The 12,179-nt window shown below is 53.4% G+C and carries 13 protein-coding genes; 3 read left to right on the top strand and 10 right to left on the bottom strand.

The genetic code is table 11. The annotated features are described in order from the left end of the window. Positions 1–5: 5 nt before the first annotated feature. Positions 6–422: a DUF1289 domain-containing protein gene (locus Q8W32_RS16655; RefSeq protein WP_368501384.1), complete on the top strand. Its 417-nt coding sequence runs from the start codon at positions 6–8 to the stop codon at positions 420–422. Positions 423–452: 30 nt separating this feature from the next. Here Q8W32_RS16655 and Q8W32_RS15860 read toward each other — a convergent pair whose 3' ends face one another. The 9 genes from Q8W32_RS15860 to Q8W32_RS15820 all read right to left on the bottom strand — a co-directional run bounded on the left by Q8W32_RS15860 (position 453) and on the right by Q8W32_RS15820 (position 10,199). Next, positions 453–1,196, bottom strand: a complete 744-nt coding sequence (locus tag Q8W32_RS15860) for a hydroxypyruvate isomerase family protein (RefSeq protein WP_303433635.1) — start codon at positions 1,194–1,196, stop codon at positions 453–455. A gap of 31 nt (positions 1,197–1,227) precedes the next feature. Beyond that, positions 1,228–2,118: an NAD(P)-dependent oxidoreductase gene (locus Q8W32_RS15855; RefSeq protein WP_305415613.1), complete on the bottom strand. Its 891-nt coding sequence runs from the start codon at positions 2,116–2,118 to the stop codon at positions 1,228–1,230. Between the two features lie 267 nt (positions 2,119–2,385). Then, entirely contained in the window at positions 2,386–3,438 is a 1,053-nt protein-coding gene (locus Q8W32_RS15850) for an alpha-L-glutamate ligase-like protein (RefSeq protein ID WP_370693695.1), read from the bottom strand. Continuing rightward, entirely contained in the window at positions 3,431–4,960 is a 1,530-nt protein-coding gene (locus tag Q8W32_RS15845; protein WP_303433632.1) for an inactive transglutaminase family protein, read from the bottom strand. Before Q8W32_RS15845 ends, Q8W32_RS15850 begins: the two co-directional genes overlap by 8 nt. Beyond that, the gene (locus tag Q8W32_RS15840) at positions 4,957–5,724 is read right to left on the bottom strand and encodes an ATP-dependent zinc protease (RefSeq protein WP_305415612.1); all 768 of its coding nucleotides are present in this window, start codon (positions 5,722–5,724) and stop codon (positions 4,957–4,959) included. Before Q8W32_RS15840 ends, Q8W32_RS15845 begins: the two co-directional genes overlap by 4 nt. Before the next feature lie 156 nt (positions 5,725–5,880). Then, positions 5,881–7,002 (bottom strand): extracellular solute-binding protein, encoded by a 1,122-nt coding sequence (locus Q8W32_RS15835; protein ID WP_303433629.1) that lies wholly within the window; start codon positions 7,000–7,002, stop codon positions 5,881–5,883. Positions 7,003–7,267: 265 nt separating this feature from the next. Then, positions 7,268–8,356 (bottom strand): alanine racemase, encoded by a 1,089-nt coding sequence (gene alr / locus Q8W32_RS15830; protein WP_305415611.1) that lies wholly within the window; start codon positions 8,354–8,356, stop codon positions 7,268–7,270. 34 nt (positions 8,357–8,390) lie between these two features. Continuing rightward, positions 8,391–8,774 (bottom strand): RidA family protein, encoded by a 384-nt coding sequence (locus tag Q8W32_RS15825; protein WP_303433626.1) that lies wholly within the window; start codon positions 8,772–8,774, stop codon positions 8,391–8,393. Between the two features lie 168 nt (positions 8,775–8,942). Beyond that, positions 8,943–10,199: a D-amino acid dehydrogenase gene (locus tag Q8W32_RS15820; protein WP_303433624.1), complete on the bottom strand. Its 1,257-nt coding sequence runs from the start codon at positions 10,197–10,199 to the stop codon at positions 8,943–8,945. Between the two features lie 241 nt (positions 10,200–10,440). Between Q8W32_RS15820 and Q8W32_RS15815 the strand changes: the two genes are divergently transcribed. Further along, a complete protein-coding gene (locus tag Q8W32_RS15815; RefSeq protein WP_303433622.1) occupies positions 10,441–10,941 on the top strand; it encodes a winged helix-turn-helix transcriptional regulator in 501 nt (166 codons plus the stop codon). A gap of 80 nt (positions 10,942–11,021) precedes the next feature. Next, on the top strand, positions 11,022–11,597 hold the full coding sequence (locus Q8W32_RS15810) for a TetR/AcrR family transcriptional regulator (RefSeq protein ID WP_303433620.1): 576 nt from the start codon (positions 11,022–11,024) through the stop codon (positions 11,595–11,597). Between the two features lie 30 nt (positions 11,598–11,627). On the opposite strand, the gene Q8W32_RS15805 is transcribed toward Q8W32_RS15810, so the two are convergent. Beyond that, on the bottom strand, positions 11,628–12,062 hold the full coding sequence (locus Q8W32_RS15805) for a universal stress protein (RefSeq protein ID WP_303433619.1): 435 nt from the start codon (positions 12,060–12,062) through the stop codon (positions 11,628–11,630). Positions 12,063–12,179: the final 117 nt, after the last annotated feature.

Genomic DNA, 12,179 nt, shown 5'->3' with positions numbered 1-12,179 from the left:
TCCCCATGATTGACCAAGGCGAACTGTTCGACATTCCCAATCCGTGCCGCGGCATCTGTACGGTGAATAACAAGGGATACTGCAAGGGTTGCCTACGCAGCCGGCAGGAACGTTTCCACTGGAATGACTTCACCCATTTTCAAAAACAGCTGATTATCAATCTATGCGAACGCCGCCGTCTGAAATTAACAGCCGGACGAGCCCGACCGGTCGATGCAACGCAGCCAGAAGAGACTCCGCAAAAGGATCTGTTTGCCAGCGCCAGCAGCGCGACAAATTTGTATCAGGATGATACACACACAATACCGACTCCCGCCGTAGAGGCTGAGACTCCACCACTGGAGCGCGCCTCCAGAACCACACCGCAGCAAGCCAGTCAGATTGGGCTGTTTGATGGCCAGAAGCCATCTGCTACGGAATAAACAGCACCAGCGCCTTATCCTGACCCGGATTCAGCCCGGCAAGCGCAGGGCTTCAAATCGAGCCATCCAGTCCAGAGTCGTCGAGGTTGCCCGACTGGGTCGATACTCCGCCCCAACCCAGCCGTCATAATGACTGTTCTCGATCGCAGCAAATACCTCATCAAATTTGACACGCCCGGTACCAGGCTCCTGCCTGCCAGGCATATCGGCAAACTGAATATGACCAATCTTGTGGCCATGACGACGGATAAAGCCAGCCACATCCACCCCCATACGCGACATATGGTAAATATCGAACTGGGCCTTGATGTTGGGGTGCTTCAGTTCCACCATAATGGCCAGCATTTCCCGCCCGGTGCAGACCAGAAAATCGGGCATATCAAAACGGTTAATCGCTTCAAATGTCGTGGTAATACCAAATGGAGCAAAGCTGTCGGCGGTTACCTGCATATTGCGGAGAAAGGTCGCCATATATTCATCGCGACGCTCAGGATGGCGACAGCGCCCTGGCAACACATTCACGGTAGGAATTTTCAAGGCTCGGGCATACGACAGGCATTCAACAACCGCTGCTGCGTATTCTGCTGTTTTGCCCGGCACACAGGCCAGGCCTTCGCCGCCCTTCAACAGATCGCCAGCCGACACATTGATCAGTACACATTCAAGGTCGTTGTCACTTAACTGGCGCTTGAGATCAGCGATCGGATAGTCATACGGAAACTGGATTTCAACCGCTCGGAAGCCATCCCGACGAGCCGCGGTAAACCGTTTCATAAAGGGTAATTCTGTATATAAAGTGGATAAATTAGCGCTTGTCTTCACCTGACAATATCTCCATATACAAGTGAATCAATGTAGCAGGATCTTGCTCTCCAAACCCTCTACCTGCGTGTTGGCGTAATAATTCAACGCCCAGCCCTGCCATTGGCACGGCGCTACCCAACGACTGCGCCAGATCACTGGCCATATTCATATCCTTGAGTAAAGTGTTGACCCGCCATTTGATATTGTCAAAATCGCGGACTGCCATTTTCGGGCCCGTCAGTTGCAGTGGTGTCGTATCCGCAAAGCCCCCCTGTAAAGCCTGCGGCAATAACGATGTTTGTACGCCGGCCTGCTCTGCCAGGGCAAAAACTTCCGCCATCACCAGCACATTGCAGCTGACCAGCATCTGGTTGCAAATCTTGGCAACCTGCCCGGTACCGGTTGCTCCCATATGGGTCAGTTGCCGCGACAGCACAGCCAGGACAGGCCGCAGTTGATCTATAACGGCTCCATCACCACCGGCCATCATTGCCAATGTGCCCTGCTCGGCACCAGCAACACCACCGGATACCGGAGCATCAACCCAATTCATACCACAGCAAGAGCTGAGTTCTGTGGCCATTTCCCGGGTTGCTTGTGGTGCAATACTGGAGAAATCCACCAACACCTGACCTTGACGTCCGGTGGCAGTCACCCCCTGGGGGCCAAAAACAATATCACGAACGGCACTGGTATTGGTGACACAGACCATTAACACATCACATTGTTGTGTCAGTTCTGCTACCGATGTCGCTTGCTGGGCACCTGCTGCTACCACTGTCGCCATTTTTTCAGGCGTTCGGTTCCAGACCCGTACGGAATAGCCAGCCTGTAGCAGCCGTAACACCATAGGGGTACCCATGAGACCCAGCCCGACAAATCCGATCTTCACTGCCTCATCCTCGAAAAATAACCATCAATACTATCAAAGACTTATCGAGTTTAAACCCGCTTCCAACGGATTATTATCAGCAGACTTGATCTGAAAACAGTGTCGGTCAAAGGACCCTTTTCAACATTCTTGACAGCCGTCGGATCGACCCGCACTCAACAATCACAAGCCGGAACAATCAACCTCTTTGTTCATCCGGCATACTCACGCTACCGCCTGATCCACAGGCCATTCAGCCGTGTGTCATGTGCTTGTACCTGCTGCATGTTACAGTCTATCGGTGCCTGATTCGAAGTGATCTTCCATACCGCAGGCGGCGCCTAGATGACCAGCACCGAACCACTGCTGACAGAGCGCCACCCGCTCTTCTGCCGGGCGCTGCAAATCTGCAGCAGCTAATGCATCAATAACTTTCAAGCGAGGCAATAGCCCGGCACCATTCGCCAGCTGTATCGCCAGCCCCGGACGCGCGTTTAGCTCCAGCAATAACGGGCCATGCTGGCGATCGATAACAATATCGGCACCGAGATAACCCAACCCGGTCATATCATAACAACGGGCGGCCAGTACCAGCAGATCTTGCCATTGGGGAATAAACAGCTCTGACAGCTTCTCCTGGGTATCCGGATGTTGCATCATAGGCAGGCCATTCTGTACTCCATGTAACGCCTGTCCATTTGCCAACCCAAGACCGACACCGACGGCACCCTGGTGCAGGTTGGCCTTGCCATCCGAGGCTCGGGTCGCCAATCGGGTCATCGCCATCACCGGATAACCACGACAGACAATCACCCGGACATCCGGTACCCCTTCATAGGAAAACCGTTGCAAGGAGTCATCAAACTGGATGCAACGCTCAATAATGGCGACATCCGGTGATCCGCCCAGACTGTGGAGGCCGGCAAGAATGTTGGAGGCATGGCGCTTGAGCTCACTCAGCATAATCGGACTGCCATTGGCCCGCACCCAATAATCCCCCTCACAGCTCTGAACCACCACAATTCCTTTACCGCCAGAGCCTTTGGCCGGTTTGATCACAAAAGCCGGGATTCCGGATAACTGCTGCCCCAATGTCTCGACTTCATGTTGTGACTGAATGGTGCCAATCAACTCTGGTACCGCAATGCCCGCCTGCTCTGCCAGGCGCTTGGTTTTTAATTTGTTATCCACCAGTGGGTACAACGTACGTGGATTATAACGGCTGATATACAAACGATTACGGGCATTCATGCCCAGAACCCCTGCCTGATGCAATTGCAACGGCAGCATCAAGCGTCGCCGCAGTGCCTGCCAAAGCGGCCGAAACGCCAGCTTACTCATGGCGCAGTGCCACAAAACGACGTAACTCCAACAGGCGATAGCCAGTGTAGGTGCCCAGCATCAATACCAGTGCCAGAATCACCAACTGCACACCAATATAGTTAAACGTCAGGTGGCGTATCAGCGGGTCACTCATTGCCCAATAGGCAACAACCGCGGTCAGCAAGCTGCCTCCGCCTTGACGCATCACTTCTCTGCCGCCTTCTTCTTCCCACAGAATCGACATCCGCTCAATCGTCCACGACAGAATAATCATCGGGAAGAAAGTGATTTTTAAACCTTCGGTCAGACCCAACTTGTAAGATGCCACACTGAACAAGCCGATAATGGCAATCACCGTAATAATCACCGCCGATATACGCGCCACCAGTAGCAGGTTAAGGCGCGACAGGTAACTGCGAATCACCAACCCGGTAGCCACCACCAGCAGGAATCCCACCAGCCCGGTAACCAATGAGGTCTGAATAAAGGCCACCGCAATCAGTACCGGCATAAAAGTACCCGAAGTACGGATGCCCACCAGAATGCGCAACAGACACACCACTAACGCCCCTATCGGCAACAGCAGAATGGTCTTGAACATGGCCTGCTCTTCTACCGGCAGACTGTGTATGGAAAAATTCAGTAACTCGTGCTGATCCGACAACCGGTTGGCCACACTGGCAAAGGTCGACTCCTCGCGCCGAATCATGGCAAAACGCACCTGCGAATCATAACCACCCGACACTTCCAGCACCGGTTCCCCGCGCTGCTCCCACAGCAGCAGCGGCGCATTCCGATCAAACAAGGCCGGGTTGCGGGCCTGTAAGGGGATATCAAACACCTGGCTGCGGTTGTCTTGCCAGACCCGAATATAAGGCAACAGCTGCTGTTGTCGACGACCGTCCTGCAAGCGCAGGCCATATACCAGCCGTGCTGGCACACCCGCCTTGTTGAGCATGTCTACCAGCAACTGCGGCAGGCTCTGATCAAATTCACTGATCAACAACTCCACATGCTGGGCACGAGGTTCCGCTGCAAAAGCTTTCAGTAACTCTCGCGCCAGACTGAAATTATCCGCTGACGTCCGATGTGCCAGCGCCAGCAATTGCCCCACGGCACTGGCGTAAGGTTCCGGCCAGCTGCTTTCCGTTACCGCCGGTGCTGGCTCTGGCATCAATTCGTAAGCATCACTTTCCAGCACATCCGCACGATAGAACAAGGTCTGCCGCCCGCTGGCGGTACGCTTGGTCCACTCGGCAACCGGATTGCCCCCATCGATAAAATTCAAGCCATAACCGGGAGAAGCACCACTTTCACGCAGCAGCATAAATCCGGGCTGATTGGACGGCCGAGCCAGAACAGCCCGCACCGGATCACCGTCAGTACTGAGCTCAACCCGGGCTTCAACCGACCAGACCACTTGTGATTTCCCTGGTAGCAGGGGCACGTCATACACCCAGTGACGATGAAGAATCTGTGCAATTCCTGCACTTAACAGCAGCAGTATCAATGCAATATAAGGCCAGCGAGATCCGTTCATTGCTCTTCACTCACAACAGGTATCTGCAAATCGGGCTGATATTTACCCAATAGAAATTTTTTCCCAACATCAATCAAGGTGACATCTTGCAGAAATGACCGCCCCAGCAAAATCGGATATGTCATTTGCGAGCGATCAGCCAATGAGAATTCGGCTTTTTGCTGTAGTTGTTGCCCCAGGTGCACCGTCAACTCCACCACCGGCCGCCGATCCAGATCGGCATTTGACGCCTGCCGGATCAACACGTTACGTACCAGTTTGGCTTCGATCTTCCGGGGTTCCGATTCATCATCGTGTTGTAGCAGAAATCGCACCCAAGGCTGACCGTTACGTTCAAAGCGGGTGATATTGCGAGCACTCAGTGACGACGTCGCCGCACCACTGTCAACGCGGGCACGATAATGATGCCCTGGCGGAGTGAGATAAATCCATTCGGTGGCGCCGACGACCAGCTTATCAGTATGGGTATCGGTTGTGGTCTCAGCACCAGTGGTTGGACAGCTGACCGGAGCCGGGTTAGCGGCGGTCAGACGCCGCACCTGCCGCTGTAATGCCTTCAGCTGGGCCTGTTGCTCCTGCTGCCCGGCCAGCACCGGATCCAGTTCCGGGCAGCTCAAGTCAATATCCGGATTATGTCGAGCAACCACCTCTTCAATCGCCGCCATGTTAACGGCTCGATGCTCAGGCCCCGGCCAATGACTGCAAGCGGACAAGAGCCCACCGATCATCGCTATCAACCCTACCCGCCTGACCCAGCTGGACATACAGAACTACTCCACCGCACAAAAATCCAGTATTGAACCATAAAGGCAGATAAAGTTGCGTTCTACTGTTACCCAGACTGTCATAAATAACCGTTGGCCCACCCGCTGGCCAGTATCACACGCGCGGTGCGGTTTTTATTTCACAAAATATTTGCCTCAGAACATCGAGCTCATCGGCACCGAACACCAGTTACCCCGGGCACAAATGGCATCCACCCATAAGCGCTGCATCACCCGGCTACTGCTGCGGCCTCGGGGGGCCAGTGCTTCCATTTCGTGCAATTGAGCCATGGCCGGATAGATCACCGGATTGTTCAGGATCTCCGGCTCCACAAAACGATTAGCCGATGCCATCGCGGTGGGATATTCCAGATAGTTGGAATTCTTTGCAGCGATGTTACCTCGCATCAGGAAACGGATCAGTTGGTACGCCAACTCTGGCGAATTGGCGTTGGTCGGAATCGCCATCACATCAATCCATAACGCCGCCCCCTCCCGGGGAATAAAATACGACAAATCGGCATTGCCCGCTGCCGCTGTCAGCAAATCACCGGAATACCCCACAGCCACACAGATCTTGCCGCTGGCCAGGTCATCCAGATACTGGGTTGTGTGTAAATAGCTGACCTCACCCAACGAATCTTTCAGCAATTGACCAGCCTGTTGCAGCTGCTCTTTACTCAGACTGTTGACGGAATACCCCAGATACGACAGCGCTGCCGCAAAAATCTCATCCCGCTCATTCAGCAACCCGATACCACACTGGGCCACTTTTTGCCGCACATCCGGATCAAACAGCAAGGCCCAGGAATTTTCATAATCAGCCAGGCCCAGCTCCGCCAGCGCCTTGCGGTTCACGCCCAATCCGGTCGTCCCCCACATATACGGCACGCCGTTCAAGACACCGTCATCCTGCTGGCTGTAGTCACTCAGAATATCCGGACGCAATGAATCCCAGTCCGGCAGCTGCTGAGTCATCAGAGGCCGAACCAGCGACTTGCTAGCCAGCGTGTTCATGATACGGCTGGGTGGGAAAATCAGATCAAATTGCTGACGATCATCAAAATACAAAGTAGCGAACTTATCCAGACTGTCGAACTCGACGTAATCTATCTCGATATTGAATTCTTTCTCAAAAGCTTCCAATACACCCGGTTCAATATAATCACTCCAGTTCAACACCCGTAACACTGGTGTTTCTTCCTGGGCCTGTACAGCCAATCCGCCCAATGACAAAGCGCACACCAACAGCCAACCGGCCAATCTCGCTAGCATCATGATTTTTATTCCATGGTTCATCGTTTTTACCGGTGCTGGCATAGCACCAAGAGATGGAACAGAGAGAGGATCAAGCGGTGTGATTACAACACCACAGCACTTGACCTCTATCCACCCGGAGCCAAGTGTTGTGGCTCAGACAGGTAAAAAGACATACCCCCTAGAGGGTAGATATTTCCCCTGGCCAGAAAAGGCCGGGGACAGGAAGCCGCCAAGCCGCAAGCCGTTGGCTGTCAGAGAGCCAACTTGCGCTGCAACAGGGTTTTTAACTGGTCAAATAAATACGTGGGACACGTCGGGTAACACCCGTAAACAGGTGATAGGAAATGGTATCGCAATGAGCGGCCACTTCATTGGCATCCAGCTGAGAGCCCCATAGTTCAACGGCATTACCTACCGCCGCACCGTCCACATCGGTCAAATCAACGGTCATCATATCCATCGACACCCGACCCAGAAGACGCGTGCGCTGACCGTTCACGATCACCGGCGTCCCCTCTTCTGCCTGACGTGGATACCCATCGGCATAACCCATCGCAATCGTCCCGATCCGGGTTGGTTTGGTTGCCACAAAACGACTGCCGTAGCCGACACTGTCGCCATTCTGAACCCAGCGGGTCGCAATCACCTCGGTAACCAGCGACATCGCAGGCTGTAACTGCAACGCAGTCTGGTTATCAAAATCCAATGGTGAAGCACCATAAAGAATGATACCTGGCCGCTGCCACTGCTTGTGCGCCATCGGGTGCACCATCAGTGCCGCCGAATTGGCCACACTCATATCCAGACCCAGCGCCTGAGCAACTTCAGTCAGACCCGTCAATTGAGTCGGTACATCAATACCGGGGGTGACCCGGGTATCGGCATTGGCAAAGTGGGTCATCAATGTGACCTGCCCCACCTGGGGCAAGGCCAACAGCTGCCGACTCACATCAGCCACCTCATCCAGCGCAAACCCCAGGCGATGCATGCCGGTATCTACCTTCAACCAGATATGCAGCGGTTCAGCGACACGAGTCGCTGCCAGCGCCTGGATCTGGTCGTACCGATGAACTGCGGTCCAGAAATTCTGTTCAGCGATCACCGGTAATTCGTCATTGCTGAAAAAACCTTCCAGCAACAAGACCGGCTGAGTCATTCCCGCCGCACGCAGTTCCAGCGCCTCCTCAATACAGGCCACCGCAAACGCCGGAGCGTAAGGAGCCAGTGCCTGAGCCACCGGGACAGCGCCATGACCATAGGCATCCGCCTTGACCACTGCCAACGCCTGACCGGCGGGATGTAATGAACACGCCAACTGGTAGTTGGCAATAATATGATCCAGACGAATCCGGGCCTGCGCAGGACGAGACATGTATAACTACTCCACAGTGACGATCAGCGGCTGGTTACAGCGCCAGAATCGCCTCAACTTCAATATCAGCTGCTTTTGGCAGCGCCTTTACGGCATACGCCGCACGAGCGGGATATGGCTCATCAAAATAACGCGCCATCACTTCATTCACTTGCGGGAAGAAATCCATATCCGACAGCAAAATGGTCAGCTTGGCGGCATCATTCAAAGAACCACCAGCTGCTTCGGCTACCGCTTTCAGGTTCTCGAACACCCGTACAGCCTGAGCTTCAAACGACTCGGTCACCATTTCCATGGTGGCAGGGTCCAGCGGAATCTGACCGGACATGTACAGCGTATCGCCCACCTGAACGGCTTGTGAGTAAGTGCCGATGGCAGCCGGAGCCTGATTGGTTGCAATAATCTTCTTGTTGCTCATAAAAAACCTCATTATTCATTGAACGTCGCCTGATCGAACATCCGGCGACCAGGACAAATAGTACTGCCATAAAGCCACCGGCCGCAGTAAAAACAAGGTAACGGCCGTTAACTTGCTTACTGCAGACCGGCGCCAGAGCCAGCTCGGAAATACCCGCTCAGGGCGCGACTAGAGATAGCGATGGACTGACAAGCCTTCGGTGCTGATATCAGGATCACGCTCATTCACAATATCGGCCAACAAACGTGCCGAGCCTTGTGACATGGTCCAGCCCAGGGTGCCATGACCGGTATTCAGATACAGATTATTAAACGGCGTTTTACCGATAATCGGCACACTGTCTGGTGTCATTGGCCGCAGACCACACCAGAACTCGGCCTTCTCCAGATCCCCGGCCCCTGGAAACAGATCGCTGACAACAAAATCCGCAGCCTTGCGACGGCTTTCTTTCAGGCTCAGGTCGAAGGAGGCAATCTCAGCCGTACCACCAACCCGGATACGCTCATCAAAACGGGTCACCGCCACCTTGTACTCTTCATCCATCACCGTGGATTGGGGAGCCTTGCTTTCATCCAGCAATGGCAGCGTCAGTGAGTAGCCCTTGATCGGATAGATCGGTAACTTGATGCCTAATGGATTCATCAACATCGGAGAATAGCTGCCCATCGCAACCACATACTTATCAGCGGTCAAACGTCCTTTGGAAGTCACGACCCCATGGATTTCACCACCAGACGCTTCCAGTCCCTTGACCTCGGTATCCATCATGAAAATCACCCCGAGGTCACGGCAAGCCGCCGCCAGCCCCTGGGTAAACTTGCGACAGTCACCGGTACCGTCGTTCGGGAACATCAAGCCACCAACAAACTTCTGGGAAACATTCGCCAGCGCCGGTTCATGCTGGATACAAGTCGCATGATCAATCACCTGGTGCTCCACACCGCACTCACGCAGGGACTCAAGGTCGGCACCGATGGAATCCATTTTTTCCTGATCCCGGAACAGCTCAACCGTGCCCTGATGGCGCTGGTCGTAATGGATCGGGCGGTCCTGCTGCAACTGATCAAAACAAATGCGGCTGTACTCCGTGATACGCAGCATACGATTCTTGTTAATGCGATAAGCATCTTCACCACACTGGCCGAGCATCTTCAGCATCCAGGCCGAGGTGCTGACATTAAATGCCGATGGACTGACCATAATCGGTGCCAGATCCTGCATCATCCATTTAACCGCCTTAAAAGGGATACCCGGTGCTGCCCATGGGTTGCAATAGCCATAAGACAACATGCCGGCATTACCGTAACTGGTTTCATCTGCCACACCAGAGCGGCGTTCCACCACCGTCACCTCATGCCCAGACTTGGCCAGATACCAGGCAGACGAGACGCCCAACACACCCGCGCCCAACACCAGAATTTTCATAACGACTGCCCCCACAAGATCACTGCATCACAAAGTCCGGTGCGTTATTCCGCGCTGCGATAGCAACACCGACAGGAAAACATCACCGCGTTTAATGGTGAAATTCTAGCGATAAAATCATAGAAAAAGCCTTTAATATTTACTCAAATACAGTATATTCCACTGGAAATTAAAGACTATTCAGAAGATAACCCTGAATAAATAACATTCATGACAATCTAATTTCAGGGAGATCAGCCCGATGGCAGCCACCAGTGATTACAAGCGCAAACCACTCGACAGGCTCGACCGCCGCATTCTGCAAGAACTGCAAAAAGAAGGCCGCATCAGCTACGTTGACCTGGCCGAACGAGTCAGCCTCAGCTCCACTCCCTGTATCGAGCGCGTCAAACGCCTGGAAAAAGACGGTTATATCGAGGGTTATTACGCCCGACTGAACCCGGCGCTGATGGGTTACGGCATGCTGGTCTTTGTCGAAATTTCATTGTCTTACCAGTCACCAGACGCCTTCCAGCGCTTTAATCAGGCCGTCGATACCCTGCCTTACTTACTCGAATGTCATCTTGTCTCCGGCGACGCCGACTACCTGATCAAGGCACGTATCAATGACATGTCCGAATACCGAGCCTTACTCGGCGATATGTTACTGACCCTTCCCGGCGTAAAAAACTCCAGAAGTTACATTGTTATGGAAGAAGTCAAAGAAACAGCCCAATTACCGGTACAACTGCAACAAAGCTGATTCTGGTTGTGCCGTGCCGACAACCCCACACAGTTGCTACCGACAGACCCGTTTTTACCCGCTACGCAGGATGGTTTGGGATGGATATTCGCAGAGAAAAAAGTCGAAAAAAGTTAAGAAATGCACTGGCAGAGCTACTCAAGAAGCGGCCTCTGGAACAGATCAGCATTGAACAAATTGCCGACAAGGCCGGTGTCACCCGCCCGACCTTTTATTCCAATTATCAAAATCGCCAGGACATTATCATTGAACATATTGAACAGTGGCTGGCGCGGCGCGAGCAACTGTTCCAGAACTTTCTCGAAGATGAAGGCACCCCGGAACCGGATCGCCTGGTAGACTTTATCCAGCATCTGCTGGAAACCCTTTGCCCGGACGATACCCTGCTACAACTGGCATTGTCCGGCAGGGCCGGAGAGCAGGCCCTGCAGCGGATCCTGAACCAGAACACCGATTTCTTCCGCCGCGGGGCCAGTCGCAGCTTCAACGAACCACCCAGCGAAGATGATATCCTGCTGATTTCTACCTTCTATGGCTCCGCCACCATCGGCATTATTTCCGGCATTATCTCCGGTAACATCCGCCAGCAACCAGCCGAACTGGCGCAGCAACTGGCAGATATGATCTACAACGGTATTGGCCATCGCCTGCTCTAGAACTGGCCGACAACCTGGGCGGTACAGGCACTAGCCTTCTCGTACCACCATCACGCTGCACTTGGCATGACGCACCACACGCTCAGCATTCGAACCGATACTATAACGACCCTGACCGGGTTTCTGCGCCATCATCACAATAATATCGGCATAGCGGCTACCCGCTTCCTCAAGAATCTTTTGATGCACCACACCACGACGAACCCGACTGCTGTAATGCAGGGTTGCTGGCATCAAATTACGCAGCAAGGCCAGCAACTTGTCTTCGTTATCACGTTGGCGCAACGAGTTAAATTGCTGATCCGGGTACAGCACCACCACGTTATTGTCTTTGCTGTCATCGATATACAGAAAAATAAAATCCACATGAGGATTGTCACTGGTCAGTTCTCTTGCCGCCTCAATCAACAACGGCAGTTCCTGCGGATAGGCAAGATCCACAGGAATCAATACTTTGTAAAACATAAGCCCTTCTTCCTAATGGGGACATCTATTTAATCCTGCGCGGCTCTGCGCGAGTGTTGCCGTTGTTCAGGGCAAGGCGACGAATGCAGCGAAATGACGAGTCCTTTTCAAATTCGT

This window comes from Oceanobacter sp. 3_MG-2023, assembly GCF_030688925.1.
GTDB lineage: Bacteria > Pseudomonadota > Gammaproteobacteria > Pseudomonadales > Oceanobacteraceae > Oceanobacter.
This window is presented reverse-complemented; position numbering and strand designations above follow the sequence as displayed.

Coding starts and splice junctions, on each gene's coding strand:
- Q8W32_RS16655 (WP_368501384.1), top strand. CDS start 6: ATGATTGACCAAGGCGAACTGTTCGACATTCCCAATCCGTGCCGCGGC.
- Q8W32_RS15860 (WP_303433635.1), bottom strand. CDS start 1,196: ATGAAACGGTTTACCGCGGCTCGTCGGGATGGCTTCCGAGCGGTTGAA.
- Q8W32_RS15850 (WP_370693695.1), bottom strand. CDS start 3,438: ATGAGTAAGCTGGCGTTTCGGCCGCTTTGGCAGGCACTGCGGCGACGC.
- Q8W32_RS15845 (WP_303433632.1), bottom strand. CDS start 4,960: ATGAACGGATCTCGCTGGCCTTATATTGCATTGATACTGCTGCTGTTA.
- Q8W32_RS15840 (WP_305415612.1), bottom strand. CDS start 5,724: ATGTCCAGCTGGGTCAGGCGGGTAGGGTTGATAGCGATGATCGGTGGG.
- Q8W32_RS15835 (WP_303433629.1), bottom strand. CDS start 7,002: ATGATGCTAGCGAGATTGGCCGGTTGGCTGTTGGTGTGCGCTTTGTCA.
- alr (WP_305415611.1), bottom strand. CDS start 8,356: ATGTCTCGTCCTGCGCAGGCCCGGATTCGTCTGGATCATATTATTGCC.
- Q8W32_RS15825 (WP_303433626.1), bottom strand. CDS start 8,774: ATGAGCAACAAGAAGATTATTGCAACCAATCAGGCTCCGGCTGCCATC.
- Q8W32_RS15820 (WP_303433624.1), bottom strand. CDS start 10,199: ATGAAAATTCTGGTGTTGGGCGCGGGTGTGTTGGGCGTCTCGTCTGCC.
- Q8W32_RS15815 (WP_303433622.1), top strand. CDS start 10,441: ATGGCAGCCACCAGTGATTACAAGCGCAAACCACTCGACAGGCTCGAC.
- Q8W32_RS15810 (WP_303433620.1), top strand. CDS start 11,022: ATGGATATTCGCAGAGAAAAAAGTCGAAAAAAGTTAAGAAATGCACTG.
- Q8W32_RS15805 (WP_303433619.1), bottom strand. CDS start 12,062: ATGTTTTACAAAGTATTGATTCCTGTGGATCTTGCCTATCCGCAGGAA.